Origin of the sequence: Leifsonia soli (assembly GCF_013408745.1) — a bacterium.
GTDB classification, from domain to species: Bacteria; Actinomycetota; Actinomycetes; order Actinomycetales; family Microbacteriaceae; genus Leifsonia; species Leifsonia soli.
Map to the genome: position 1 here is coordinate 3,682,643 of NZ_JACCBJ010000001.1, position 24,607 is coordinate 3,707,249.

27 protein-coding genes are annotated in these 24,607 nt (G+C 63.3%); 13 read left to right on the forward strand and 14 right to left on the reverse strand.

Features of this window, described 5'->3' with window-relative positions; translation table 11 throughout:
- Positions 1–118: 118 nt before the first annotated feature.
- The gene (gene moaA / locus BJ963_RS17870; protein ID WP_179457789.1) at positions 119–1,150 is read left to right on the forward strand and encodes a GTP 3',8-cyclase MoaA; all 1,032 of its coding nucleotides are present in this window, start codon (positions 119–121) and stop codon (positions 1,148–1,150) included.
- Positions 1,143–1,388 carry a MoaD/ThiS family protein gene (locus BJ963_RS17875; RefSeq protein ID WP_179457790.1) on the forward strand — a complete coding sequence of 82 codons (246 nt, stop codon included), beginning with the start codon at positions 1,143–1,145 and terminating at the stop codon, positions 1,386–1,388. The genes moaA and BJ963_RS17875 overlap by 8 nt, the downstream gene beginning before the upstream one ends.
- A 395-nt stretch (positions 1,389–1,783) precedes the next feature.
- Here the strand turns inward: BJ963_RS17875 and BJ963_RS17880 are convergent, their stop codons facing one another.
- Both BJ963_RS17880 and BJ963_RS17885 read right to left on the reverse strand, forming a co-directional pair.
- Positions 1,784–2,197: a molybdenum cofactor biosynthesis protein MoaE gene (locus tag BJ963_RS17880; RefSeq protein WP_179457791.1), complete on the reverse strand. Its 414-nt coding sequence runs from the start codon at positions 2,195–2,197 to the stop codon at positions 1,784–1,786.
- A gap of 270 nt (positions 2,198–2,467) precedes the next feature.
- On the reverse strand, positions 2,468–2,914 hold the full coding sequence (locus BJ963_RS17885) for a DUF5709 domain-containing protein (RefSeq protein WP_179457792.1): 447 nt from the start codon (positions 2,912–2,914) through the stop codon (positions 2,468–2,470).
- A gap of 370 nt (positions 2,915–3,284) precedes the next feature.
- Here BJ963_RS17885 and BJ963_RS17890 point away from each other — a divergent pair, with 370 nt between their 5' ends.
- From BJ963_RS17890 to BJ963_RS17900, 3 genes are read left to right on the forward strand one after another with little or no spacing between them, the layout of a single operon-like run.
- Entirely contained in the window at positions 3,285–3,935 is a 651-nt protein-coding gene (locus BJ963_RS17890) for an RNA polymerase sigma factor (RefSeq protein WP_179457793.1), read from the forward strand.
- On the forward strand, positions 3,932–4,183 hold the full coding sequence (locus BJ963_RS17895) for a hypothetical protein (protein WP_179457794.1): 252 nt from the start codon (positions 3,932–3,934) through the stop codon (positions 4,181–4,183). The genes BJ963_RS17890 and BJ963_RS17895 overlap by 4 nt, the downstream gene beginning before the upstream one ends.
- A 58-nt stretch (positions 4,184–4,241) precedes the next feature.
- Positions 4,242–6,173: an SIR2 family protein gene (locus BJ963_RS17900; protein WP_179457795.1), complete on the forward strand. Its 1,932-nt coding sequence runs from the start codon at positions 4,242–4,244 to the stop codon at positions 6,171–6,173.
- Between the two features lie 310 nt (positions 6,174–6,483).
- Here the strand turns inward: BJ963_RS17900 and BJ963_RS17905 are convergent, their stop codons facing one another.
- From BJ963_RS17905 to BJ963_RS17915, 3 genes are all read right to left on the reverse strand, one after another.
- Positions 6,484–6,705: a hypothetical protein gene (locus BJ963_RS17905; RefSeq protein WP_179457796.1), complete on the reverse strand. Its 222-nt coding sequence runs from the start codon at positions 6,703–6,705 to the stop codon at positions 6,484–6,486.
- 65 nt (positions 6,706–6,770) lie between these two features.
- Positions 6,771–7,250: a Dps family protein gene (locus tag BJ963_RS17910; protein WP_179457797.1), complete on the reverse strand. Its 480-nt coding sequence runs from the start codon at positions 7,248–7,250 to the stop codon at positions 6,771–6,773.
- A gap of 238 nt (positions 7,251–7,488) precedes the next feature.
- Positions 7,489–7,797: a hypothetical protein gene (locus BJ963_RS17915; RefSeq protein ID WP_179457798.1), complete on the reverse strand. Its 309-nt coding sequence runs from the start codon at positions 7,795–7,797 to the stop codon at positions 7,489–7,491.
- A gap of 234 nt (positions 7,798–8,031) precedes the next feature.
- Between BJ963_RS17915 and BJ963_RS17920 the strand changes: the two genes are divergently transcribed.
- The 3 genes from BJ963_RS17920 (at position 8,032) to BJ963_RS17930 (ending at position 11,684) form a co-directional block, all read left to right on the forward strand.
- Positions 8,032–8,652: an RNA polymerase sigma factor gene (locus BJ963_RS17920; RefSeq protein WP_179457799.1), complete on the forward strand. Its 621-nt coding sequence runs from the start codon at positions 8,032–8,034 to the stop codon at positions 8,650–8,652.
- A 436-nt stretch (positions 8,653–9,088) separates the two neighbouring features.
- Complete coding sequence (locus BJ963_RS17925) at positions 9,089–9,901, forward strand: SDR family oxidoreductase (RefSeq protein WP_246298103.1); 813 nt, start codon at positions 9,089–9,091, stop codon at positions 9,899–9,901.
- 109 nt (positions 9,902–10,010) lie between these two features.
- Positions 10,011–11,684 (forward strand): RecQ family ATP-dependent DNA helicase, encoded by a 1,674-nt coding sequence (locus BJ963_RS17930; protein ID WP_246298104.1) that lies wholly within the window; start codon positions 10,011–10,013, stop codon positions 11,682–11,684.
- A gap of 188 nt (positions 11,685–11,872) precedes the next feature.
- Here the strand turns inward: BJ963_RS17930 and BJ963_RS17935 are convergent, their stop codons facing one another.
- The 5 genes from BJ963_RS17935 to BJ963_RS17955 form a co-directional block, all read right to left on the reverse strand.
- The gene (locus BJ963_RS17935) at positions 11,873–12,325 is read right to left on the reverse strand and encodes a hypothetical protein (protein WP_179457800.1); all 453 of its coding nucleotides are present in this window, start codon (positions 12,323–12,325) and stop codon (positions 11,873–11,875) included.
- A gap of 1,604 nt (positions 12,326–13,929) precedes the next feature.
- Positions 13,930–14,358, reverse strand: a complete 429-nt coding sequence (locus BJ963_RS17940) for a tetratricopeptide repeat protein (RefSeq protein WP_179457801.1) — start codon at positions 14,356–14,358, stop codon at positions 13,930–13,932.
- Positions 14,359–14,539: 181 nt separating this feature from the next.
- Entirely contained in the window at positions 14,540–14,716 is a 177-nt protein-coding gene (locus tag BJ963_RS17945; protein ID WP_179457802.1) for a hypothetical protein, read from the reverse strand.
- A gap of 14 nt (positions 14,717–14,730) precedes the next feature.
- Positions 14,731–14,910, reverse strand: coding sequence for a hypothetical protein (locus BJ963_RS17950; protein ID WP_179457803.1), 180 nt, complete (start codon positions 14,908–14,910; stop codon positions 14,731–14,733).
- A gap of 527 nt (positions 14,911–15,437) precedes the next feature.
- The gene (locus BJ963_RS17955) at positions 15,438–16,166 is read right to left on the reverse strand and encodes a hypothetical protein (RefSeq protein ID WP_179457804.1); all 729 of its coding nucleotides are present in this window, start codon (positions 16,164–16,166) and stop codon (positions 15,438–15,440) included.
- Positions 16,167–16,327: 161 nt separating this feature from the next.
- On the opposite strand from BJ963_RS17955, the gene BJ963_RS17960 reads away from it, so the two are divergent.
- Genes BJ963_RS17960 through BJ963_RS17970 form a run of 3 tightly spaced genes read left to right on the forward strand, consistent with a single transcriptional unit; the run spans position 16,328 to position 18,414 of the window.
- Positions 16,328–17,077 carry a DUF2510 domain-containing protein gene (locus BJ963_RS17960; protein ID WP_179457805.1) on the forward strand — a complete coding sequence of 250 codons (750 nt, stop codon included), beginning with the start codon at positions 16,328–16,330 and terminating at the stop codon, positions 17,075–17,077.
- A 29-nt stretch (positions 17,078–17,106) separates the two neighbouring features.
- A complete protein-coding gene (locus tag BJ963_RS17965) occupies positions 17,107–17,850 on the forward strand; it encodes a CFI-box-CTERM domain-containing protein (protein ID WP_179457806.1) in 744 nt (247 codons plus the stop codon).
- Positions 17,851–17,877: 27 nt separating this feature from the next.
- Positions 17,878–18,414 (forward strand): hypothetical protein, encoded by a 537-nt coding sequence (locus BJ963_RS17970; protein WP_179457807.1) that lies wholly within the window; start codon positions 17,878–17,880, stop codon positions 18,412–18,414.
- A 387-nt stretch (positions 18,415–18,801) separates the two neighbouring features.
- Here the strand turns inward: BJ963_RS17970 and BJ963_RS17975 are convergent, their stop codons facing one another.
- The 3 genes from BJ963_RS17975 to BJ963_RS17985 all read right to left on the reverse strand — a co-directional run bounded on the left by BJ963_RS17975 (position 18,802) and on the right by BJ963_RS17985 (position 21,024).
- Positions 18,802–19,035: a hypothetical protein gene (locus tag BJ963_RS17975; RefSeq protein ID WP_179457808.1), complete on the reverse strand. Its 234-nt coding sequence runs from the start codon at positions 19,033–19,035 to the stop codon at positions 18,802–18,804.
- 768 nt (positions 19,036–19,803) lie between these two features.
- Positions 19,804–20,382 carry a hypothetical protein gene (locus tag BJ963_RS17980; protein WP_179457809.1) on the reverse strand — a complete coding sequence of 193 codons (579 nt, stop codon included), beginning with the start codon at positions 20,380–20,382 and terminating at the stop codon, positions 19,804–19,806.
- An 84-nt stretch (positions 20,383–20,466) separates the two neighbouring features.
- On the reverse strand, positions 20,467–21,024 hold the full coding sequence (locus tag BJ963_RS17985; protein ID WP_179457810.1) for a DUF4352 domain-containing protein: 558 nt from the start codon (positions 21,022–21,024) through the stop codon (positions 20,467–20,469).
- Between the two features lie 255 nt (positions 21,025–21,279).
- On the opposite strand from BJ963_RS17985, the gene BJ963_RS17990 reads away from it, so the two are divergent.
- Together BJ963_RS17990 and BJ963_RS17995 are read left to right on the forward strand one after the other, a co-directional pair.
- Positions 21,280–22,467, forward strand: a complete 1,188-nt coding sequence (locus BJ963_RS17990; protein WP_179457811.1) for a sensor histidine kinase — start codon at positions 21,280–21,282, stop codon at positions 22,465–22,467.
- A 39-nt stretch (positions 22,468–22,506) separates the two neighbouring features.
- Entirely contained in the window at positions 22,507–23,163 is a 657-nt protein-coding gene (locus BJ963_RS17995) for a response regulator (protein ID WP_179457812.1), read from the forward strand.
- A 15-nt stretch (positions 23,164–23,178) separates the two neighbouring features.
- Here the strand turns inward: BJ963_RS17995 and BJ963_RS18000 are convergent, their stop codons facing one another.
- Entirely contained in the window at positions 23,179–24,261 is a 1,083-nt protein-coding gene (locus BJ963_RS18000; protein ID WP_179457813.1) for a hypothetical protein, read from the reverse strand.
- Positions 24,262–24,607: the final 346 nt, after the last annotated feature.

Below are 24,607 nucleotides of genomic sequence, written 5' to 3' on the forward strand. Positions count from 1 at the left end.
CGAACTACCGCAAAATCAAGAATGGATTTTCACGACATGAGACCAGCAGGTCTGGAGTCGTGCCGTGACCGCTTTGAAACAGTACCCCTCCTCGGAAGTGTCCTCCCCTCAGGGCGGGATGCCCGACATCTCTGACCGCCCCGATAATGTGCGGCTGATCGACCGGTTCGGGCGCGTCGCGCGCGACCTGCGGGTCTCGGTGACCGAGAAGTGCTCGCTGCGCTGCACCTACTGCATGCCCGCGGAGGGGCTGCCGGCGATCCCGCGCGACGACCTGCTGACCGCGACGGAGATCGCGCGGCTGGTGCGGATCGGGGTGCGCGACCTGGGCGTGCGCGAGGTCCGGTTCACCGGGGGCGAACCGCTGATGCGCGCCGACCTGGCGGAGATCATCGGACGCTCCGCGGAGGCCGCGCCCGGCATCGACCTCTCGATCACGACCAACGGCATCGGGCTGGACCACCGCATCCACTCGCTCGTGGAGGCCGGCCTCACCCGTGTGAACGTGTCGCTCGACACCGTCGACCGCGAGCACTTCGCCCGGCTGACCCGCCGCGACCGGCTCCCGGCCGTGCTCGCGGGCATCCGGGCCGCGCACGAGGCCGAGATGACCCCGCTGAAGCTGAACGCGGTGATGATGCGGGACACGCTGCGCGACGCCCCGGACCTGCTCGCGTGGGCGCTGGAGAACGGCTGCCGGCTCCGGTTCATCGAGCAGATGCCGCTCGACGCAGACCGCTCGTGGCTGCGCGAGAACATGGTTTCGGCCGAGGAGCTGCTCGCGGTGCTGGGGGAGCGGTTCACCCTCGTCGAGGCGGGCCGCGACGATCCGCACGCGCCGGTCGAGGAGTGGCGCGTGGAGGGCTGGACGGTGGGCGGCGCCCCGGCGACGGTCGGCATCATCGCGTCGGTCACGCGCTCGTTCTGCGCGGCCTGCGACCGCACCAGGATCACCGCGGAGGGCACGGTGCGCTCGTGCCTGTTCGGCGACGACGAGACCGATCTGCGCGGACTGCTGCGCGGCGGGGCGGACGACGCCGAGATCGCGCGATGGTGGCAGGCGGCGATGTGGGGCAAGCAGGCCGGGCACGGGATGGACGCGGCCGGGTTCGCCCCGCCGGTGCGGAGCATGGGGGCGATCGGTGGCTGAGGTCGTGGTGCGGTACTTCGCGGCCGCGGAGGAGGCGGCCGGGAGGCCGGAGGAGCGGATCGAAGTGGCCGACCCGACGGTCGGCGGCCTGCAGGCCGTGCTCGTCGCCCGCTACGGGGAGCCGATGGAGCGCGTGGTGCGGTCGGGCTCGTTCCTCGTCGGCGGCGTCGTCTCCCGCGACCCCTCCCGTGCCCTGACGGCCACCGTCGACGTCCTGCCGCCCTTCGCCGGTGGCTGAACGCGTGACTCGCCGTCAAGCGACGTAGGCCACGCTTGCCGCGGGCATAGCGGGCGGCGCGAGTGAGGTGCTGCAGCGGTGGCTTGCTCCCTGCGCATGCCGACGTATTAGGCGGAACCTGCTGTCCCTAGATCTCCAAACCCGTCAGAGCGCGCGGTTGATGCGCCTGCCATCAGGTGGGGACATTGGTCCAACCAAGGGTGAAGAGCGGTAGGGGTTCGGTTCCAGCGATGTCCTGACGTCTGCCGATTTGGTGCTCGCGCACTGCAGGGGCTAACTGCAACCGTTCCTGTGGAGCCGGCAGCGCCGCGAGCGCTCCGCCGTCACCGCCCCGTCCGCTGCGCCGCGCCAGCGCGTTCAGATTGCAGGAAGCCGGCGTGCACGATGACGTGAAGTTAGAGTCCTACCCACTCCGTTGCGCCGGCGGCGTAGTGTTGACGCTTCCAAATCGGGACCCGCCTCTTGATGATCTCGACAAGGTTTGCGCAGGCTGCGAACGCCTCGGGGCGATGCGGGGCCGCGACGGCCGCGATCAAGGCCAGGTCTCCGATAGCTAGCGACCCCACCCGGTGTTGTGCCGCTACCTGCAGGCCAGTGGCCTCGGCGATTTCTTCGCAGCACTGTCGCAGGAACGTCTCGGCTTGGGGATGTGCGCGGTAGTCGAGCGAGAGGACGCTGCGGCCGCCGTCGTGGTCACGCACGATCCCGTGAAATGACACGACCGCACCTGCCTCGGCGCTCCAAACGAACTCGTCGACGGTCGCGGGTTTCAGCGGTTCGCCGGTGACTGCGGCGAGGATATCCTTCATTGCTTTATCGCCTCTGTGGAGCTTGTTTGGCATATTAGGTGGAGAAGCTGTTCCTGACGGTGTTCGTATCGGTGCCGTGGTCCATGAGCTCTGGTCGCTACTCGTGAGGAGGTCACGACGACGCGGGTACGGGCCCGGCGAGAACGCCGGCGCCGTGCAGGCGGAGCGAGCGGGCAGCAGTGCGTTCGACGAACGTATGTTGAACGCGCACGCACTCGCTCATCAGTTGCGGCGCCGTTGTCATTCCTTGGCGCCTTCGCTTCCGTCGAGTCAGTACAGATCGTCTTGTTCGACGATGTGCACGGCGGCTTCCTCGGCGGACGACTCGCCCCCGTCGATACCGACGTCGAGAGCCCAGAACTCCGACTCGGGCTCGACGCTGTCGGGTTCGGCGAAGACGATTCGCCCCGCCCGTAGCGTCCCGACCTGGTCGTCGAGGAGCTCACCGTCGGTGTCCGAGGTGTCGCCCAGACCGTCTCCGTAATCGTCGTCTGACACTTCTGGTACTTCCCGTGCCAACCGAGCGGAGAGTGGTTCGTGAGTGTGCGCCTCCCGCGGGGTGTAGCCCCACGCCAGATCAGCAGGGCGATAGTCGAGCGGTGAATAGGAGAGTTCGTCCACATCGTCGCCGAGCTCGTCACCGTCGAGGCTTTCGTCGGTGGGAAGGAGCTCGAGGCCGTCGCTCAAGTCGTCGTATTCGGTGCCGGCGTCTGACATCCTGTTCTACCTCTCTATCCGGATCACCTGCTTTAGCGACGTAGTCGAAGGTGCCTCTTACGCGCGATTCGTAACTCGGTGCGGTCGAGTGCGGGTCGCAGCCCGAACGTCATTCACGCGACGAATTTTCTACCCAATTTTCTGCGCACGAGGTCCGCAGTCAACGGAGGACGGGGACTAGGCCGGTGACAGGCGGACGTCAATGGCCCAGCGAAATTAGAGACGCAATCGTCTTGTTATAGCTTCGAGTGGTTGGCGGTCGTACCCTCGTGTGCTCTGTTTTCACTAGCCTAGCTTCGTTGTCACGAATGCGAAGACTGGCCTAATCTGGACGCAATAGTTCCGTTGATTGAATCGAGGTCGGACGGACATGGATAGTGAATCAACGTCATGGCTGACCGCGCTGACTGCCCGAGGCGCTGAATGTAACACCGCTCAGGCGCGGCTCCACGAAATGTTGCTTAAGGTCGCGATGAAAGAGGCATACCGTCGCGGTCCTGCAGCTCGCATCAGCGGCCCAGAGCTGGATGACATCGCGCACCAAGCCGCTGATGACGCGATGCTCTCCTTGCTCGGGAAGCTGGAGACTTTCCGAGGCGAGAGCCGCTTCACCACTTGGGCATACCGCTTTGTCGTGTTGGAGGTTTCGAGCAAGTTAGGGCGTCACTACTGGCGCCGTCCGACCGTGCCTCTCGATGCCGACGACTGGGATCGTCTGCCCGCAAAGTATGGCGCCGACCCACTGGCAGCGGCTCAACATCGGGACCTGATTGCCGCGGTGCAGCGCGCAGTCGAGACGCTCACGGAGCATCAACGTACCTTGTTCGTTTCCATTGTGGTGAACGGCATCTCGATCGACGCGATGGCGGCGAAATTGGGGTCTACGCCTGGCGCGCTCTATAAGACCGTTTTCGATGCTCGTCGTAAAATACGTGCCTACCTGACAACTAATGGTTATCTAGAGCAAGACGCGGGGGTAGCCCGAAGCGGTCGGGAACAGGTAGGGGTAGAGACAGCGTGAGCAACGCTTCGGAGTGGATCGATCGGTTCCTAGCCGCCGACCCAGAGGACGTCGGTTGCGACGAGGTCATGGCTGTTATGCACATTTATGTGGATTTGCGCGCCGCTGGTGTGAATCCTGAAGATCGCTACCCGGGAGTAGCAGCCCATTTAGCCGCATGCCGCGGCTGTGCCGACGATGTTGCCGGTCTACTGGAGATCGCTTCCGACAAGGACTTTCAACTCCGGCCGCCCAGCGTGGAGGGCTGACCAGGGCTGCCGAGTGCCACCTCCGTCACCAAATGGCCCGCACTGTAGCGTGGCCCTCATGCCTGCATCTGAAGCTGGAGCCGACGGCGACCGTCTACTTACCCTTGCGTTCGCTATCGAGTCGAACCCCTCCGCATATGCGCTGCTGATTGGGGCTGGCGTCTCCAAGAGTGCAGGGCTGCCTAGCGCCTGGGAGGTCATCACTCTCCTCACCGCTCAGCTGGCGCACCTCCGAGGCGAGAGCCCACCGGACCCAGTGGAATGGTACGAAAGCACCTACGGCGAGAAAGCGTCGTACGACCTGGTCCTCAAAAGGTTGGCTCCGACAAGCTTCGAGCGTCAGCCGCTTCTGCGCAAGCAGTTCGAAACCTCAGACGGATTGAATGGGAATCCGTCACCGGCCCATCACGCTATCGCTGACCTTGCGGTGCTTGGTGCTGTCAAGGTCATCGTCACCCTCAACTTCGACCGGCTCATCGAAGCCGCACTCCGACAGGCCGGTATCGAACCGACAGTCATAGTCACTGACGCTGACATCGAGGGTATGCCCGCTCTGCATACGATCGACTGCTGCGTCATTCATCTCCACGGTGACTACCTCAACCCCGATTCGATGTTGAACACGGACGATGAGCTTGTCGAATACTCGTTTCCGCGCCAGCGGATCCTCAAGCAGATACTCCGCGACTACGGACTGATCGCAGTCGGATGGTCGGCAACTTACGACACCGCCCTCCGCAATGCCGTCGCTGCCGGCTATCGCGAGCGCTACACGCTCACCTGGATTGAACCCTATGAGCAGAGTCGGCTCGCGGGTGAGCTTGCCCGGTTGAAGAACGCTTCGATGGTCAAGACGTCGGCCGATGACGGTCTGGGTCGCCTCGCTGACGGTGTGAAGTCGCTTCGCGCTCGTAAAGCCAGGCACCCGTTGACGGTGTCGACCGCGATCGAGACGGCCAAGCGGGAGCTTTCCGGCGGGACCGTCCGTATCGGCTTGCATGACACGCTCGCCAGCGAGCTTCGGCGTCTCCATGAACTCGACGACATTCGGAACCCGATCGGCCGGTCGGACGAGCCCTATTCGGACGTCGCAGAAAGGATAGATGAGGCGTCCAAAGTCGTCTGCGGGTTGGCCGCGACGCTCGCGTTCTGGGGCGACACGGTCACCGACCGGTGGTGGCTCGGGGAGCTGCGTCGATTCGGCGTCGTGGGTCAGGGCGGTGGGGCCACCCGCCTGCTGGAGCGTCGGCTGGTCGCGGGTGTGAGCTTGTTCTACGCGGCTGGGGTTGCCGCCGTCGCGGCGGAACGGTACGACTTGCTGAACCGCTTGTTCAGTATGAACCAGCTGGACCATCAGCGAACCGTTGACGAGTCGTTTGCCCGCCGTCTCGGCGCCGACAACTTTCCCGGCGAGCCGAGGCCGCGGGCGGTCGTACGGCCGATTCTCGACGAGGTACTCGGGGTCCCGGATGAGCGACTCGACGAATGGTGGCAGCAGTTCGAGGTCCTCCGGTACACCTACCTTCTGATGCGCAGCCCGTCGTATCGGCAGCTGTTCGAGGAGAACCAGTCCTACGAAGCCCAACGAAGGAACGCGTTGAAGATGGCCGGAGAGGTGCGTCTCGGAGTTGTTCCTCATGAGGCCAAGGAATACGAGCAGCGCGCCGAAGCCGCTGAGAAGGAGGCTGCCTTCGCGATGCGAGGCATTGTGGGGCTTATCTGGCCGGGGTCGGTGCACGTGATGGCGGCCCGCGGCGCGAGCCGCGACCGGGGGATCCCGGTAGCGCTGCAACTGGCCGCCGATGTCGAAGCCGAAGGACAGAGTCACCCATTGGTCGCTTCCGGCTTTGCCGAGAATCCGACGCCGCTGGTAGTCGCTCTCCGCGCCGTGAGCGACGCCCTCGGATCGCGCGGTGACGAAATCGCAAGGATGAGCCAAGGCGGGTACATCCCGATGTCGGTGTGGCTCGACGGAGTCTCGAGCGGATGAACGATCTCAAATCAACTGGATCTTTTTGCGGGTGAAGAGAGCGCGTGATCTCCCTCTCCACCCGCAATGCCGATCGGGTTGGCGGAAGCGGTCAGGCAATCCCGCCGATGAAGCGTTCGAAACCTCGATCCGATTAGGCGAACTCACCTTACCGCAAAAGGACTTAGTCGTCCCATTTTGACGACAGCTACACGAAGTCACACCGGTGGCATGGACGATCGGGATCGCTACGCAGTCTGAGCGACGTGTGGATTACGCGGCTAGCCGGGCCGAGCCGGCTCGGGGCCTAACACCCTAAGCATCTGAACGTTCACGGCAGATCAGCGATCGCGTCCTGATCCTCGTAGCGCTCCAGCACATACTCGGCGTAAGGGAAGTCGCAGGTGCTGGCAAGTCCGTAGACGGCGACCTTAGCGACGCCATTGAGCTCGGCCGGGAGACGAAGAGTCCGGGGAGGCGTGTCGGCGTCGTCGTTGATCGGGACCTCCCGATGAGGGCGGCTTCCATCCATCAGTACCGCGATGTAGCTCATGATCTCCTTCTCGTGACACCGCCCGAGTCGCGGGTGCGCTCTTGGAGCACCCGCTCGGTCGTCCGTTACTCGCTGATGTGGGAGAACAGGAACCAACGGTCCTTTTCCAGCCCGGCGCCGATCTCGATCGCGACATCCTGGCTGATCGGGTCGATCCCGCCGAGCTCCTTCACCGCCTGATTCACACTTTTGAGAGCGGCATCGATGCCGGCGATTACGGTGCGGATGGTGTCATCCGCCTGCAGGAAACCCGCAGGTGGTTCCGGGGCGCTCGCATTCGCCGCGACCGTCCACAGGCGAGCGTCCACCGGCATTCGCAGAGCAACGATCCGCTCGGCGGCAAGGTCAGCCCAGTCACGGGCGTGGTCAACGAGCGTGTCGAGCAGTTCGTGCACGGCGACGAAGTTCGTGCCGCGGACATGCCAATGCGCCTGCTTCCCGTTGACGATCAAGGCCGTCAGGTCGTGCACCACCGGAGTCAGCAGCTCGGCAACGCGGGCGGTGATGTCACTAGTGCTGGTCGTGTTCGTTTCGACATCCGTCATGATGGCGGGTCCTTTCTGTCGAACGCTTGTGTGACAGAAGGTCTCCGCTCTTACCAAACGGGGCAGAACTTTGGCCGCTTCTGACCCGAACATCAGGATTGCCGAGCGTTTGCTCGTCAAGCCTTGGGTTAGCCAAACGCACTTGGAGCCGGCTCTCAACTTTCATCCTTGAAGGTGACACCGGACAGATCGACATGCGGTCGAGCGGCTGTTCAACAAGCGTTGGCTTGGATAGAGGTCAGTCTTCGGGGACCAATGTGTAGACAGCGGCATTGCGGCCCTTCGCGTACCGGGCGGCGACGATTTTGAAACCCGGGTTCTGCTCCGCGATGACTGGCAGCCAGGGGTCGGCACCGTCTGCGCGTAAACGGTACTCCACCTCCGCAGGGAGCAGGGGAATTGTTCTGGTGTCTTTTGGAGCTTCGATCACCTCAAGCACCCGCCGCGGGCGGATTTGGGGCCGAGCGCCGACCGTACGACGTTCCCTCGGTGAGTAGGCGCGAGTGACACGTGAAAGACGGCCGGCCGCGTTCTCAATTGTCGTCATGGTCCCTCCTGCAACGTCGTAGTTTCAACCACAGTTACCACTGCTGCTCAACGCGGCCACCTCGGAGCCCTCTTCGGCGGCGCGAAATTGGTGCAGGCCGTGTTACTGGTCGCGTCTCGCCGAAAATGTTCGCCATACGTAGATAGACCGAACGGTTCCCGTTGCCTCGTCGGCATCCGCGGGTTTGTAATTTCGGCGAGAGAGTTCCTTCCGGGGGGAAGGGGGTCGACCGGTATGGATACCGACTCAACTGCCTGGCTTGCAGCGCTCAAATTTGAAGGTCCCCATCAACGTGCTGCACAGGCTCGACTGCATGAGCTGATGCTCAAGGTGGGATTGAAGGAGGCGCACCGGCGGGGTCCAGCATGGGGTGTTGGCGGCCCGGAGCTGGACGACCTCGCCCTGCAGGCGGCTGACGACGCAATGGTGTCATTGCTCAGGAAGCTAGACACCTTCCGAGGAGAGAGCCGTTTCACGACGTGGGCGTACAAGTTTGTCGTGCTCGAGGTTTCCAGCAAGCTCGCCCGGAATTGTCGGCGACGTCCATCCATCGCACTAGACCTGGATGAATGGGACCGGCTGCCGGAGAAGGACGGCACTCCGAGCCCCCTCGAAAGTGTCCAATATCAGGATCTTGTCGACGCTCTCGGCCGAGCAATAGCCCGGCTGACACCGCACCAACGCTGCCTGTTTCTCGCCGTTGTTGTCAACGGCGTATCCATCGACGCCATTGCCGCGCATACAGGAGTTACACGGGGCTCCATCTACAAGGCTGTTTGCGATGCGCGCCACCGGATCCGGACGTATCTCGACGCAGAGGGATACTTGGAAGCCGTTCTCACCCGAGATCCCTAGCTCGGAAGGACTGCTAGAGGTTGCACCCCGTCGCGGCCGAACTGTTCGTCCCCGGGCCGGCGCCATCATCAGGCATCGTCCGCGGCCGAAACACGGTCCCACCGTCCAGCGCAACCTTTCCAGAACTCGCCCTATTCACAGGGACAACCCGTGCGCCCGGTCCGCGCCCCCTAGGCGAAGGTGATGCAAGCTCGCGAGAGCCATCAGCGCGTCCACCCCACTCTGACGATGGGCGGTAAAAACGCCTCGCACGGTGGCGCTAGTGATGTGTGAGATCACCCGGGCTGTGCGATTGCGCGGCGGGTACGTGACTTTGCGATCCGGTTCGCACAATGTGTGACGTTGCGATCCGGTTCGCACAATGTGGACGTCCTCATTTCCCGGGGATGAGCATGAGCTGCGAGTAAGCGGCGCCATCCACGCCACGCTCATACGGATGACGGTCAAGGATCGCGTCGACAAAGTAGCCAAGGGAGCAAGAGAAAAAATGAGAATCGTTGTAGCCGGAGGTACTGGTGTCGTCGGTACGAAGGTCGCCGAGAAGCTCAGATTGGCCGGCCACGATGTCGTCGCGGCGTCGCGTCGGACCGGCGTGAACCTTTACACCCGAGACGGGCTTCAGGAGGCGTTGGAAGGCGCGCAGGTTGTTGTCGACTGCTGCAACTCGGTTTACACCGATTACGCGGGCGCTCTCGACTTCTTCGAGACCGAGACGTTGAACCTGCTGACTCTGGGCGCAGCCGCAGGGGTCCGGCATCATGTCGTCCTCTCCTTGGTCGGTACCGACAAACTCGGTCAGGCGAATGGTTCGTACTTCGAGGCGAAGGCTGCGCAGGAGCGACTGGTTGCCGAATCCGGGGTGCCTTATTCGATCATTCGCTCCACCCAGTTCTTCGAGTTCGTGCGGGCAATTGCGGACTCGGCTACCGAAGCCCAAGTCACACGAGTCGCTGAGGCCCTCGTCCAGCCGATCGCTGCAGCGGATGCGGCGGACGCCGTCGCTCGGACGGCGACGGGTGATCCACTGATGAGTGCCATCGAAGTAGCAGGCCCCGACCAATTCCGTTTGGGCGACTTGGTCTCCCTGGAGTTGCGGTGGTCACGTGATCCACGCGAAGTGGTAGCTCACGCGGAAGGCGAGTACTTCGGGTCACGGCTGCAACCGCATGATCTGCTGCCCGTTGCCGACGCGAGGTTGTACTGGTCCCACTTCACCGACTGGCTGGATCAGCGCGAGAGAACCAGTTGAGCCTGCTCGTCGACAAACTGAACGGTTCTCGGCCCCAAGGCGATCCGGCCCACTTGCGGCCAGGCGTCGGGCTGAAGCGCGAGATGAAACAGGAGCACCCTCACATCCCATGAGTCCGACCAATAAAGCAAGCAGCAGCGACGAGGATCGCATGTCCCATATCAACGACGTCGCTCGCAGATCCTTCGGGTGGGGGGAACTGCGTCCCGGATTGGCGGAGGCGATAGAGGTGCTCCTCGACGACGGTGACGTGTTGGCTGTCATGCCCACCGGGTACGGCAAGTCCTCGCTTTACCAGGTGACCGGCATCATCCTGGGCGGCATCACCATCGTCGTTTCCCCGCTGATCTCCTTGCAGGAGGATCAAGTGCGCGCGCTCAGCAAGGCGACCGACGTGCCGCGCGCGTTCGCCATCAACTCCTCGGCCAGTCAGCGGGAGCGGGAGCGTGACTGGGAAGCCCTCGAGACGGGCGAGCCGGCTTTCGCGTTTCTAGCTCCCGAGCAGCTCGCGAACCCGGAAGTGCGAGACCGTCTCCGCGGACTTCAGGTGTCACTATTCGCTGTCGACGAGGCGCACTGCGTCTCGTCGTGGGGCCACGACTTTCGACCGGACTACCTGGTGCTCGGAGACGTGATCGAGGACCTCGGGCATCCTCCCGTAGTGGCGATGACGGCCACCGGCGCCCCACCGGTTCGAGTCGAGATCGGCGAGAGGCTCGGGATGCGACGCCCGCAGTTGTTCGCGACGGGGTTTGACCGGCCGAACCTGCGGTTCGAGGTCCGCCGCCACGAGGACGACACTCAGAAGCGGGCGGCTGTCATCGACCAGGTGCGGGAGTTGGCCGGGTCGGGACTGGTCTACACGGCGACGCGGAAGGACGCGGACCTGTACGCAGAGAGGTTAGCCGGGCACAGCATTCCCGCAGCGGCGTATCACGCTGGTCTCAGCGCCGCCGAGCGTGAGGACGTGTATGAGCGGTTCATGGACGACAGCGCCCGAGTGGTCACAGCGACCAGCGCCTTCGGCATGGGCATCGACAAACACAGCGTACGGTTCGTCGTCCACGCATCCGTCACCGACTCGATCGACAGCTACTACCAGGAGGCGGGACGCGCTGGACGCGACGCGGAGGCAGCACTGATCACCCTGCACTACCGTCCAGAGGATTTCGCTCTCACCAAGTTCTTCTCCGGCGGCGGCCCGAACGAAGGTGAGCTCGCGAAGGTGTTCGGCGCTATCCGCGAAACCCCCGGGCTCTCGCGCCAGCAGGTCTCCGAGAAGACGGGGATCAGCGTCCGCTCGCTCGGCCGGTTGCTCGGACTCCTACGCGACGCGCACGTACTGAATGGGTCCGATGACGAGCTCCACGGAGCAGACGTGCCGCCGGGGCACGCCGCTAAGCGTGCCGCCGCTGCAGCGACGACGAGGCAGAGAATCGAACACTCCCGAGCGCAGTTGATGCAGGAGTACGCCGAGACGGCCATGTGCCGCCGCCAGTTCCTCCTCGGGTACTTCGGGGAGGAACTTCTGAAACCCTGCGGTAACTGCGACACCTGTTCCTCAGGAAGCGCGTATCGCTGGGCCGACGCACACGATACGCCCGGCGAGACTCCGTTCCCCGTGGCGGCACGCGTCACCCACGGGGCCTGGGGTGTCGGGGTCGTCATGCACACCGAAGCTGACCGTTTGACCGTGTTCTTCGACGACGCAGGCTACAAAGTATTGTCACTGAAAGCAGTGCGCGACTATGGCCTGCTCGAACTTCTGCGGCCAGCAGCGTGAGGAGAGAACTCGCGTGCCCCTACCTGCTACCGGTGATGAGGCGCTCCGTCCTCTAACTGGTCCGTGCCCCGATGTCGGCTCGCACCCACCATGCGGTCGACGCGTCTCGGGCGCGAGCGCTGCATCGCGTTGATGCCGTGCCGGGGCCGAGCAGTGCCTGGCCGTGTGTCGGAGCGGAGTTTGTTCGTTCAAGAGTCGATGTGCGTGGCCCAGCCGTCGGCGGCGAGTTCGGCGGCTGTGGCGTGAACGTTTCCGGTGTTACCCCACATGCTGCCGTCGGCGGCGATGCGAAGGTCGCGGAATTTGGTGGCGAGCCGACGTTCGACGATGTCGTCGTGGATGTCCGCTGCGTCTCCGGTTGCGGTGACGATGATGCGGTAGCTGCCGACCTGCGCTGTGTTGGCGTCCCGGCGGCAGGGTGGCGACGGGGTGATGATGTGGATGGTCAGGCGGTGCTGGGCTTCGGCGACCGTCCGGTCGTCGGGGTGCACCGGTCGGGTGCCGATTCGGACCGCGTAGGGGTCATGCTGCCCGCTGCTATCGGAGCAGTCGTCGATGTGTGACGTTGCGATGCAGCAAACCTTGCTTTGCTCTGAACGTGGTTCCGAGCGGTCGTCGGTAGATTCGGGGGAGATGGTCAAGAGAGCTCCTGGGGGAGAGGCGGCAATTTGTCGCCTTCCCTATACGGAGTTCGACCGGGTGGTTGGGTTCTGCCGTGACGACTGAACCCAATCAGAGCGTCTAACCACTCTCGCTGAAGCCGACGCGAGACCCACAACTCTCCGGTTGGAGTGCCGCGGCCGGTCGCTGGAGCGATACTGGGCGGCCGCCGGAGGACCCTACCCGCCGGTGACGGGTCGGCGCCCGCCACCAGGAGGAACCGCTCTACAGGTTGGCGCCTGGCTCCTCCCGCCGCGTCCATGCCCGCGTTTTCGTCCGCTCAAGCGGGGAGGCGGCGGGAGCGTCATCCGTGTCCTCGTCGGCGGAGCGTTTCGGGTCTTCCCTTTCCGCAGTTTTCCCGGTTCGACCATCGTCCGCTTGGCTCCGGTTTGGTGGTGTGAGGTCCTGCCAGTCGCCGTGTGATGACGGTGCTGGTTGAAGTCCCGTCGGGTGGAGCGTATTCAGTTACCAAGTTGCTTGCTTGTGTGCGGCTGTTCGCCAGTGTTCTTGTGTGCGGCGGTCGAGTCGGATTGGTGCAGGCTTGCCGGTGTCGTCGCCCACCGTGGGTTGGCTCGTGGCTCCGGTCGAGAGATCACCGGGGTGACTCGTCCGATGAAGTACATGCGGCGGACGGTTCGACCGTCCAGCGTGAACCTGTTGGGGCGACGCGGTTGTTGCTCCCCAGTGGAGCTTGTCTTCGCTGTATCACCAAGTCTGACGGGAGCTCAGACAATCGACTCCCCAGTGTTTTCCTGGGATCGGGGCCCCATAGAACCCCCCTGTACTTAACTTTCTTTCTTTTAAGACCTCTTAAGAAAGAAGAAGAATAAGTATTAGGGGAAATACAAAGTAGGAGATAGTCCTATAGGGGCTGTGTTGGGAATTTGGATCGGACAATCGGGTTTCGTACCCCCGCATCCCTTTCAGCCATTGGGCAAACGCTGTCTGAGCACCCCCTCCCGCACACGCCCATGCTCCCGCAACGCTTCCCGGTGGTCGGGCCGGGGTCTGATCCCGGGTTCGAAATGCCGCATGTAGTTCAACGACGGTCGCCCGCTCCGCCGACGAAGGTTGGTACCGGATCTCGTTCGGAGAGCAGGCGTCGCCGCATTGAACTACGTGACGGTGTTTTTGAAACGTCGCCGCACACATGACTGGTAGCGGGTAACCGCGTGAACTCAACGCAAGGACTACGACCGACAAAGCAGATGAAGGCTACTGAGCTCCGAACATGACCGACGTGAATTCCCGCAGATGAACTGACTGAAACCAACCGAAGCACCTTCTCGCCTACGCCACCGACCAACCGAGGAAGCCACCCGGAAGCGCCGTGACTGACTACGCCGCAAGCCGAACGCAGCCCAACTGGTCGTCAGGCGCCGCGGTGAGACCATCGCAACTTGATAACTCAATACCGGCATAACCAGACGCCGCTCCCAGGCAGCGCTTGCGAGGCAAGGCGGCTAGAGCTGCTCAGCTTGCCCAGCAGTCGAAGCACGAACGGGTATAGGTCCGGGACGACAACCGTGTGTAGCAACGGCAGCAGAAACTCACGCGCTTCCGCGGTGACGTTCTCACTCATCATCTAGTTCCGGCACGCGTCCCCACCTTCGTGGACGGTCGTGTGCATCATCACCGCGGAGATGTAGCTCAGCAGGTTGACATCGTCCACCAGGTGGAAAGCGCCGATAGCTTCCACCCGCAGCATCGGGTGTCGAACAGGGTTGCTGCGAAGTCGATCACGCTGCTGTTCCTCGAATCCAAGCTCGGGGATCGGCCGTTGCAGAGCAAGCATCCTCACCGAACACAGGTGCCGTGGCTCGTTCGACAGCTGGTCCCACTGTTCCACCGCCTTCACGTTCTCGCCGTTGGCTGCGTAACTGATTGCGAGGAGCGGGGTTGCTTCGCTATTGCCGAGGCCGACCGCGTGTTTGTATGCCTTGATTGCGTCGGGTAGGTTCCCGGTGTTGAAGCTGAACCTTCCGACGTAGGTTGCCAGTAGCTCGAGCGGCATTTCGCGTGACCGCCTGCCTGGGCGGCACGGCCCCTACCGAAGTCACCGCGAAAGTGGTCCTGACCCGTCACCCTTATTGGGTTGCGACGCCTACGGGATGGGATGCTCTGATTCGCGCCGGCCGCGCAGAGATACGCCCACGTCTGCTCTTTGTGAGTGAGCGGGCGCGTTCTTTTGCTCTCTAGGCCGGGATGCCGGCGCGGATCATGTCCACCCAGTCGTTGCGCCAGCACCAAACGGTGCGTTCCACGCGCACTTCAAGGATGCGGTCGGAAATCAGTGTCGCGGCGAATTGCTGTGCGCCGCGTCGTGTCGATTGATCCCCCATGCGGGTCTGGGAGCCGTCGATTTGGGTCACGATTACTGAGTACATCAACGTTCCTTTCGGCTGGTGAATTGCAGAATCACGCAGGTCATTACGGTGACCGCTGCGACGGCGGCCCCAACGATAAGGGTGAGGTCGGTTCGGGTGAACGCCCCTATAAGGGTGAGCGCGACGGCGACGGCGAATCCGACGCTGCCGATGGTGATTCCGGTGTTTTCGCGGCTCATGAGTGGTGCGGAGTGAATCTGAATTGTTCGTTGATGGACGGCACGAAACGATCTACCGTGGTGGCTGCCGCACGTTCGATGCCAGCGGGTTTGCGTCTCCCCAGATGTTTCTGAGTTTGAATTTGTGCGAGACCGCGCCTCTTTTCGCCCGAACACGTATAGGTTATGTGCCCATTCGAGACGGATCGCGTAGTTGGCGTCGAGGAGGACGACGAGAGTGGGGACAGTGAAGCTCTACCAATAGTTCCGAGGGCGAATCGGAATCTTTCAACCGAACGTTGAATGTCAAACTGGTCGCCCTGTCGCCATCGAGAATCTCGACGACGCCGTCGGTCCCGTGCTCGCGTCGCCATCTCGTCTCGTATGTCCACCCGGCAGGTAACGCAGGCTCGAACAACCGCTTCAAGAGATCCTCTCGCCGATGCTGCTTCGGGCGTTGAGGCATATCGTTCGACATGCCGGAAAGATACCGCTTCGCCTGGTTTATTGGCGAGGCTTGTTCGCGGGGAGTTGCCGCCGTGAAGCGGTCAGTGGCAGACGACGTCGGTGACCCGTGTCTTCTGCGCCCCCTGCCCCATATAGCCGAGGGTGACACGCCCGTCCTGACCCGCCATAAGTGACGGCAGTGTGTCGTTGGTCATGCCGACGACGGTGCCTGACGCGTCCATCACCTGCCCTTCGACGTAAACGCCGCTGGGGCAGTCTTCGAACGCTTTGAGCTTCACGATGACGCAGCTCTTGTAGTAGCTGCACCCGTCTGGGCTGTCGCTCAGGACTCCGAACTGCCATTCGAGGCCGTTTCCGGCGTCGTGGTATCCGACTTCGAGCGGGTACGCGCGCTCGGGAGTGGGGGGGACGTACGGTTCGCTCGCGCCGCTGTCGTCCTCAGAGTCAGCTTGGTTTTCGCTCTGATGCCCGATGGTGGAGATGACACCGAGGACCACTAGCCCGGCGACGACACCGGCGATGATCCACAGCGCGAGCTTCTCCGATTTATCCAGCCCTCGCTTACGCTTTTCGACAGCCACGATCGGCGGCGCGACCGGCAGCGGCGTCGGTGTGATGAGCGGCTCGCCGACTGCTGCGTCTTCGTCTCGTTCCTGCGCTGCCGCGCGTGCCTGGATGTCGGCGAGCAGCTGATCGAGCTGGGTGTCGTCGGCGAGGATGGCGGCGGCTTCGTCGCCGGTGAGGGTGAGGCCGAGTTCGGCGCGCCCGTCTGGGGTGGCGATTTTCTTCCGGAACTCGTCCCGCGTCATCTCTGGTGTGTCCTCTCGCGATTGCTTTCGTTGACGCTACCGGCTGGTGTGAGGCCGCTCGTTCGGAAAGCGACCACCAGACCCGTTTTGGGGGTCCCTGAAAGGACGTTCATGTTGGCAGGCTTGATAGCCGCACTGAACGTACGACCCGAGAGGTTTCCATGACTAACGCACCCGCGGGTTGGTACCCCGACACTGAGCAGCCTGGCAACGAGCGCTGGTGGGATGGAACGCAGTGGACTGAGCAACGTCGGCCCGGCATTCCAGCCGTTCCGGCGCCGGCACCTTATCAATCGGCGGCTGCGCAGCCGTTGGCGCCTGCCGCGCCGCAGGCTGGGGCTAACGCGCAGAAACCGCTGTGGAAGCGGACGTGGTTCATCGTCACCGCTGCAGTGGTCGCTCTCATCGTCGTCGGTTCTGTCAGCGGCGCCATCGCCGGCGGGAAGAAAACCGACGCGATCGCAGTCGCCGACACGACGCCGGTGGCGTCTCCGACGCCCACGCCGGCACAGACGTCCGCCGCTCCAAGCCCCACTCCGAGTACCCCGCCTGTGGAAGCGCCCGCACCCGCGGCGGTCGACCCGACATTCTTCAAAGCGAACGCCGGCAAGCAACTGGACGACTACGCGAAAGACCTGTCGGATCTCAGCGACGCTGTTGCGAAGGGCTCAACCCTGCGCGTGATGTCCAACAGCATTGAGCTGGCCTTCAATGAAGGGGAGCTCGCCGCAATCGCGCCGACTACCAATATCGCGCCAGAGTGGACGACAGCGCTGGCCGGGCTCTCGATCACCACCACGCAGATCGCCGACGCCATCTCCAAAAAGGACTACACCACCGTGAACAACCTGGTCGGTCAAGCAAACCAACAGGTGGCGTCGCTGCGCGACATCGCCAGCCGCGCAGCCTAGAACCCGCGTCTCAAAGGAGCCCGCCGCCGATGTTCCCACCGGAGATCGAACAGTGCATATCCGAATTGCGACCCCTGCAAGCGAAGCTGACCGAGGCTGAACAGAACTCAAACGCGTCGCTCGCTGAGATTTACGAATGGGAGCAGAAGACCGCCGCGATCAGCAAAGACATGACAGCGCTTGTCAGGCGTTACGGACTGCCCGACCCCGAACTGGGTGAAGCCGCCGGACAAGCATCTCTTCGGATGGGTGTGCTCGTAGCGCTTCTGCGCCGCGCCCCAAACGGAGCAGTCACCCGTCCGGAACTGCTCGAACGAATTGGGGATCTCAAAGAGCTGTACCGGAAGTGCGAGAGGTACGCGCGTCAAGCCAATTCAGTGAACCGCCAGTTGACGATCGACTACTCGCAACGGATCAATCAGCTCGATGTGTTCGAGCAGAACATCGACACGTTCTTCACCAAGGAAACCAACCCCATCATCCAGGCTGCGGCGAAAACCGGTGGCGGGTGCTACATCGCGACCGCTGTTTACGGGTCGTACGACCATCCATCCGTACAAGTGCTGCGTCGTTTCCGAGATGACCGGCTCAGCCAAACAGGATGGGGTCGCGCCTTCACCCGCGGGTACTACGCCGTGAGTCCGCGCCTCGCCCGACACTTCTCGTCGGCGAATTGGCTGAACCGAAGAACGCGCGGCGTTCTAGACCGGTTCGTGACCCGCCTCGAACAGCAGACGACGATTACACGACACGACCCCTCGAGCAATCGCTAGCCAAGGCACCGCCGCATCTGTCAAAGCATGACAGTCCCTCCACACGTACAGCACCCGGTCGAATACGCGCTCGCGAAATACGAAGGCAGCAAGATCGCCGCCACGATCCACGCCGTTCAGTTCTTCATTGAATGGTTGAGGGAGACCGCCCCGGACGCGGCCAGCGTCCGCATCGGATGGTTTGGTGACGACGACTGGTACGAATTGGAAAGCCAACTCAGCGCGGATGGATTCGTCAGCGACATTCGTGACGGCACCTGCGTGATGACCGCGGCGTTGACCATCAACGAAATCGCACCGCACTTGATCCATTGGGAACACCAGCCGAGCGGATCGGAGGAGGTCGACGCCGGCGTCTCACATTGGGACATCCCAGTCGCTGCCATCCTGGAGAAAGAGCAAACGCTCGACGACATGCTCACCGCCATCGACAACCTGGACTTCCTCATCACCGTCGGACCACAGCTGAACAGCGAACTCACCTTCAAACACGAGCCGTTCAATGACGTGCTCGGAATCACACCCGCAACAAAGCCCAACGACGTCCAAAGGTCGCCGCACTGAAAGGTAGCCGTCGTCGCTCACGCGACGGCGCGCCAACGTTCCGCGCACGCAGCGGAGCGTGCCGGCGCACACCGTCAACGCCTCGCCCGCTTGCCGATGCCGGTCAGTTCCGTCACGGTCGGTTCCGTGGCGGTGACTTCACGGGTCGGAACGGGTGCGCGCCGGTGTGGTTGGAACCTCCGACGCGCCGCTGCTACGCGGGCGCGGGACCTCTGTCTTGAGGGCGTCGTCGACACGAGCTAGCCAAGTCTCGACCGGCGTCATTCGGACGACGTGATACGGCTGCGGAACTAGCGGCGACCAGCCTGCAGGACCCGCGCCAACTGTGCGAGAGAGACGTTGTCACTCTCATGATTTGGACCTCGACGATCCACGCGGCCTGAGCGTCTATCCGTGTCGCTCAGCTTTCGGGTAGTTGCCGATGCGCTGGTGCGTGCTCCTGACGAGCGGCTTCGCACCTTGGTGGGCCACTCCGACATATGTTCCGGAGACATTCGTGTCAGGTCCAGCGCCGTCGCGTTCGGTGTACTGTCCATGAACTTGGCGCTGTTCCGGGACTTCGGGATCAGCTTGCGTGTAGCGGCCTTCGAGTTCGTCGCGTTCGTGCTGAAGCATGGTCATCGCCTCCTTGCTTGCGATAACGCAATTGTCCCACTGTTCAGGACCGGTGACCATACGGGTGCAGCAAGGCAAAGCAAGGATCGGCGCGACCTTCAGTGCGTTCGATCTCCCCGTTAGCCCGCGGGGTGCGGATTCGGCGGGCCTAGCCAGTAACCCGCCGTCGGCTCGCTATCCCAGAGCACGAGCTCGTCAGCGCATTGCAGCGAGTCGGTGACGGCCATCAGCCGTTGGTTGGCAGGGTTCAGGTCCCATTTGATGACGAAGTACCGGTCTGTGCCAGCTTTGTCTTTGACCCGTTGGATGATGAGTGGCTCAGTGATCGAGTTCGTCGTTGGGCGGCGTGCGCAGTGTGCTGAGACGAGGGCCGCGGTATCGGTCTGAAGCGGGCGGGGTCTCCGAGTGAGCGCGGGGGCTCAGGTCGACCGGATCAGCACATAGCCGCGGCGTTTCGACTCTTGGAAGTTGTCGCGGAGCTCTCGACTGGTTAGCTCGGCGAGGCGAGGGCCACCTGGGATTATGCATCCACCTCGGCCGCCTTTGATGTATCCCGGCGGCGCGGTGGGGGAACATCGAAGTTCAGGCGGTACCTGCCTGCTGATCTCGACACAGATGTCGTGCAGATGTCCGGACGAGCATTCGACTTTCACGCTGACGTACCGATCGGGCTGGGGCATCGTCATTTCCTTTCTTTCTGGTTGAATTTGGCCTGGCGACCACTTCGTCACTGTCTCCGGGGAATTCTTTCGAGCCAGTGTGCGGGGTCTTGCGTTACTGGTCCTTCGCTCCGAACAGCCGCTGGAACCGCTCGAACGCTGCCGGATCAAGGGCGAGCTGGATGTACAGCTTCTCCCGTTCGGTGGCAGCAAGCTGCAGCTGTTCCGAGTGGTTCGCGCGTTTCAGGATGGCCGTTTCGGCAAGTTTGGTGAGCGGGATCCCGAACGCACGGCGGAAGTCGAACCCGAGCAGTTGGAGGACGTTCGCTGTCTCGATGGACAGTAGTGGTTTCAGTGCGGTGAGGGACTTCCGCATCGTCTCGCCTTGGTCGCCGGGCATCTGGTCGACGAGGTCCTCGAGGAGGGGGAAGACGGTGTCGGTGATGTACTTCACGTCGCCAGCGTTCAGACGCTGTGACACCAGCTCTGCCTGGTAGGACTGGGCGATTCGGGTGAGTTCGCTTTTGTCGGCGATGAGGTTGTTGATGATCTCTTCCAGGCCGGAGATTGCCTCATCCTTCTTCGCGGAGGCGCGAAGTGTTCGGACTTTGTCGGCGACGGCGGTGGCGGTGTTACGGGCTGCTGATTCGGCGAGTCGAACACCGAGTTCGATCACCTCTGATGTCACGTCCACGGTGAACTCCTTGCTTGGTTGACGGTTCTGACGGATGGGGCGAGGGCGGCGGCCGGTTCGGGTTTCGTCCGCCGCCCGGTCTGGTTACTGCAGTCGGATTTCCTTGCCGCCGCTGAACGCGTTGTCGGAGACGAGAACGCTGGTCGGCTGGGTGCCGGCGGGGACGTCGAAGAGGATCGGACCGGTCAGGGTGTTGCCGGGGTTGATCGCAGCGACCCATGCCTGCTGGTTAGGGCTCGCGTAGAGAGAAGCGGTGGGGTCCGCGTCGTACGTTTTCCCCGTGGCGTCCTTCAACTTCACGTAGTTGGAGAGGAAGGTGGCGGCGCTGTTGCCTGCGTTGGCGATGGTGAAGTCAACCTCGATGTATGTGCCTTGGGCGGTCTGCGTGAGCGGTGCGGACCCGACGGTTGGGCCAGCGTCTTTCATGGCGGTGGCTGTGTAGGTGAATGTGCCCACCGTCAGCGGCGTGTTCAGGCCGACGCCGGCCGAGGTCGGCGCCGCGGCTGCCGAACGCGCCGGTTCGGTCGCTCCGCCGGAACCGCTGCCGGCGGCGCCGCCGGCGCTGCAACCGGTGAGTGTAAGTCCGGCGACGGCGACGGTCGCTGCGAGAATCGTGGTGGTGCGGGCAATGCTGCGGAGCATGCGGGGTTCCTCCTGGTGAATAGGGGCCGGGTTTCGGCTCCTACTCAGCACAGCGGACCTGCGGGCGCGTGCGGCACCACGGATCGGTCACTGTTGCATGTACGAAATGAGGGGTGACGCACAGACGAACGGCAGTGGGCCAGCGGTGTCAGTCGCCCATACGATCGGTGCATGACCCTTCCCCCTCCGCGTGCTGACGGTTGGGCGGCACCGTCCGTTTCAGCCGCTCCTTCTCGGGCGCGCCGCGGCTGGGCGTTGACAGGCTCGATCTGCTTATCGGTGGTGTGCGCGCTGCTCGCCATCTCTGGTGCTGGTATCCACGGCACCGCCGAGTCCACGTTCCCGGCGCCGGTGAAGCTGCTGGCGAATGTGGGTGCGTTCGCGATGATCGGCGTGGCCGTGATGCTGGTGTGGCGTCACCGGTTCCCGGTGTTGGTGTCCGCATTGGCGATCGCAGGGACCGTCATGTTCCCTACCAGCCCGTTGACGGTGCTGGTCGCGGTAGCTGCGGTGACAGCTGCGACGTCGGGAGTCCGACGGTGGCTGTTTGTAGCGGGGACGTATCTCGCGGTCGTGGTGTCTTTGTCCTGGGATGTCGTCACTCATGCGTCTCTGCTCGCTGGTTTTGTGAACAACCCCGGTGAGGGGACACCGGCACGGTTGGCTCTGTTCTGGGTCGTTCCCTTGCTCGCTGCGGTCGCGGCGACCCCGTTCGCCGCATTCGGGTTCGCGCGGCAGCTTCGCCGGGAGCGCGACGCCGCGCGGCTCACCACGGCGGAGGCGAACCGGAACGTGACCGTCCTTCATCAGGAGGTGTCCCGGGAGCGGGAACGGCAGGAGCTCGCCCGTGAGCTCCATGACACTTTGGCGGCGCGGCTGAGTTCTCTGTCGCTGCATGCAGGGGCGTTGGAGCTGACGGTGGACGGGACAGACCCTCGAGCTGCTGCGGCGGCGAAGGCGGTACGTGAAACAGCGCAGCTCTCCCTTGACGAGCTGCGCGATGTCGTCCACGCCCTCCGAAATCCGTCAGCGTCCACCCCCGGGTCTGGTCTAGGTGATCTCGGGAGCCTCATTGATGACGCGCTCCGCGATGGAGTCGACGTGCGAGCGCAGATCCTGGTGAACGACCCGTCGACGTGCGACCCACATGTCGCTCACGCGTGTTACCGCATCGTTCAAGAGAGCATTTCGAATGTCCGCCGGCATGCGCCAGGTGTGGGGCTCCGTGTCGATGTCCGTGGCGGCCCGGACAGCGGAATCAGTATCACCGCGTCCAACTGGCTGATACCTGGTGTTGCCCCGACTTCGACCGGTGGCGGGCACGGGCTAACCGGTATGAGCGAACGTGTCGCACTCGTCGGCGGTTCTTTCCAGGCAGGGCCGACACCGGAAGGGACCTTTACCGTCCTCGCCTGGTTGCCTTGGTATCCCGTCGCCCGTTGACGCCGGGCCAGCGGGCGCACCGGCGGTAGACTCGCGCCTGTGACCGACCCGCGACCAATCCGTGTGCTGGTCGTCGACGATGACACGATGGCGGCGAACGGCATGATTTCGCTCCTCGAAACAGCTTCGGACGTCGAGGTTGTCGGCCGGTGCAGCGACGGCGACGAGGTCGGCGACGCTCTCGCACGGCTCCGCCCTGGCGTCGTCCTCTGCGACGTGCGGATGCCGCGGATGGACGGTGTCGCCGTCGTCCGCGAACACAAGGACGCCGGCCCGTCATTCCTGATGATGACCGCGTTCGACGAAGACGGACGAGTGCTTGAAGCTGTGTCAGCGGGCGCTGCAGGGTTCATGCTCAAAGGAGACGACCCGAACCGGATCCTAGAAGCTGTCCGCCAGGTTGCCGCAGGTGACGCCGCGTTCTCGCCTCGTGCAGCGAAACAGCTGACGTTGTGGGTACGTGACTCCAATGCGTCCGAGAAGCGCCGCGACGCCATCGAGAAGATGAACATGCTCACCGACCGGGAACGCGACTACGTGACCGCGTTGACCACCGGTGCGACAGACGCCGAACTCGGCCGACAATTCTTCGTCGCGGATTCGACGGTCAAATCCGCACTCGCAACCGTCCGCACGAAATGGGGTGTCGGGACGAGGACGGAACTTGCTGTAATCGCGGCGCGAGCTGAACAGTAGCGCGGCACCCTCTACTCAGAGGTACCCACGGTGGTCGAGAATCCTTCTGAGCGCCACCTCCGCCGCTTCCCGACATGGCATCACGGGGCTGGCGGCGCTTAGCCGGCGCCCCGCGTCGTCGACGTTGAAGAACTGCAGCGCCATTAGTTCAAAGTCGACGACCACCACTTGAACGTCGATCCCTGCGTAGTCCGCGGTGATGTCGATTATGTCGCCGAGTCTGTCGGCGGCGTAGGGCTGGCTGGCTTGCCTGGAACCGATCTTGGTTCGTCGCAGGCGTGGGCGATGGAGATTCCCGGCGTGGTTGAGGGTGCCGGCACGCCGGGACGTGAACGTGGTCTTTACCTCGTATGCGATCAACGTGTCGCCGAGCCAGGCGACGATGTCGAGATCTTGCCGTCCGTCGGTTCGTTCCATGCCGGCGTCACTCATCGTGATGATCTGCGCTCCGAGCTCCTTTCGCAGAAAGACGCTCACGGTTTCCTCGCCAAGCCCGCCGACCTGGTGGTCTGTGGCACCCCAAAGCTCTACTGTCAGTCGATCTTGCCCGCAGAGCGCCTCCTCGTCGTACCTGTTGCGGAACGTGCGGGTCTCCCGGCGGGTACGAGGCATAAGCCCAAGTTGGATGAATGCGGGGAAAGATGAGGTGTCGATGTAGGTCGGGAAAGCGAACATCAGCGCGTCAGCTGCTGAGACAGCTCGGCGTTCGAACGCTCGATACTCACGTCCCTCTTTCGACCACCCGCGGTTCAGGGCGGTGTCCTGAGCGAACAGGTTCGGGCCGAAACCTCCGCCCCCGGTATAGGGCACGAAGTGCCCGCGGTCGAGCCTCCGAACGGAGCGATCAGTGAGCGGGTAGCCACGCTGATAGGAGACGTCGCGCGGCTCGACCGGGGTGCGCGGACTGCCGACTGCGAGGACAGTCCTGTCCACACCGGGATTCGCGTCGAAGAGGAACTCGACGTCGTTGTCGGTGAACACGGTCAACTCTGCATCCGGCCACTGGGATCTGTAAGCGTCGGCGGCAAGATCAATCAGCGAAGCCTGAGGTTCTGAGCCTTCCGGCAGGGGAAGGGCGAGAATGTCGGGCCTGGGCATCCGCACTCCGATCGACGGTGATGCGCAGCACTCTAGCCGTGGCGCCGCAGGGGGAGGCAACGGCGTACGAGCGGGCGGCCCGTCAAAGGCGAACAGTTTGCCGACCAGAGACGCGGTCCCCGAGAAACGCCAAGAGGCCCCGGTCGATGGGTGTGACCGGGCCTCTCGTTCACCCGATGGGCGGGGGACCGCACCGGGCACCAGCGGCTTTGGGCCTAGCCGCTGAAACTGCTGTCACCAAAACTGGTGGCGCGTTCACGCGCCGTCCACGATTCGGCGCGCAACGCGATTGATAGTAGCGTCGGTGGCGGATAAACGGAACCATATCGTCCGGTTCGCTTTGGTC

Excerpts from the sequence above, each read along its gene's own strand:
- moaA (WP_179457789.1), top strand. The coding sequence starts at position 119 with ATGCCCGACATCTCTGACCGCCCCGATAATGTGCGGCTGATCGACCGG.
- BJ963_RS17880 (WP_179457791.1), bottom strand. The coding sequence starts at position 2,197 with ATGAAGGATATCCTCGCCGCAGTCACCGGCGAACCGCTGAAACCCGCG.
- BJ963_RS17885 (WP_179457792.1), bottom strand. The coding sequence starts at position 2,914 with ATGTCAGACGCCGGCACCGAATACGACGACTTGAGCGACGGCCTCGAG.
- BJ963_RS17890 (WP_179457793.1), top strand. The coding sequence starts at position 3,285 with ATGGATAGTGAATCAACGTCATGGCTGACCGCGCTGACTGCCCGAGGC.
- BJ963_RS17900 (WP_179457795.1), top strand. The coding sequence starts at position 4,242 with ATGCCTGCATCTGAAGCTGGAGCCGACGGCGACCGTCTACTTACCCTT.
- BJ963_RS17905 (WP_179457796.1), bottom strand. The coding sequence starts at position 6,705 with ATGAGCTACATCGCGGTACTGATGGATGGAAGCCGCCCTCATCGGGAG.
- BJ963_RS17910 (WP_179457797.1), bottom strand. The coding sequence starts at position 7,250 with ATGACGGATGTCGAAACGAACACGACCAGCACTAGTGACATCACCGCC.
- BJ963_RS17915 (WP_179457798.1), bottom strand. The coding sequence starts at position 7,797 with ATGACGACAATTGAGAACGCGGCCGGCCGTCTTTCACGTGTCACTCGC.
- BJ963_RS17920 (WP_179457799.1), top strand. The coding sequence starts at position 8,032 with ATGGATACCGACTCAACTGCCTGGCTTGCAGCGCTCAAATTTGAAGGT.
- BJ963_RS17925 (WP_246298103.1), top strand. The coding sequence starts at position 9,089 with ATGACGGTCAAGGATCGCGTCGACAAAGTAGCCAAGGGAGCAAGAGAA.
- BJ963_RS17930 (WP_246298104.1), top strand. The coding sequence starts at position 10,011 with ATGAGTCCGACCAATAAAGCAAGCAGCAGCGACGAGGATCGCATGTCC.
- BJ963_RS17940 (WP_179457801.1), bottom strand. The coding sequence starts at position 14,358 with ATGCCGCTCGAGCTACTGGCAACCTACGTCGGAAGGTTCAGCTTCAAC.
- BJ963_RS17950 (WP_179457803.1), bottom strand. The coding sequence starts at position 14,910 with ATGAGCCGCGAAAACACCGGAATCACCATCGGCAGCGTCGGATTCGCC.
- BJ963_RS17955 (WP_179457804.1), bottom strand. The coding sequence starts at position 16,166 with ATGACGCGGGACGAGTTCCGGAAGAAAATCGCCACCCCAGACGGGCGC.
- BJ963_RS17960 (WP_179457805.1), top strand. The coding sequence starts at position 16,328 with ATGACTAACGCACCCGCGGGTTGGTACCCCGACACTGAGCAGCCTGGC.
- BJ963_RS17965 (WP_179457806.1), top strand. The coding sequence starts at position 17,107 with ATGTTCCCACCGGAGATCGAACAGTGCATATCCGAATTGCGACCCCTG.
- BJ963_RS17970 (WP_179457807.1), top strand. The coding sequence starts at position 17,878 with ATGACAGTCCCTCCACACGTACAGCACCCGGTCGAATACGCGCTCGCG.
- BJ963_RS17975 (WP_179457808.1), bottom strand. The coding sequence starts at position 19,035 with ATGACCATGCTTCAGCACGAACGCGACGAACTCGAAGGCCGCTACACG.
- BJ963_RS17985 (WP_179457810.1), bottom strand. The coding sequence starts at position 21,024 with ATGCTCCGCAGCATTGCCCGCACCACCACGATTCTCGCAGCGACCGTC.
- BJ963_RS18000 (WP_179457813.1), bottom strand. The coding sequence starts at position 24,261 with ATGCCCAGGCCCGACATTCTCGCCCTTCCCCTGCCGGAAGGCTCAGAA.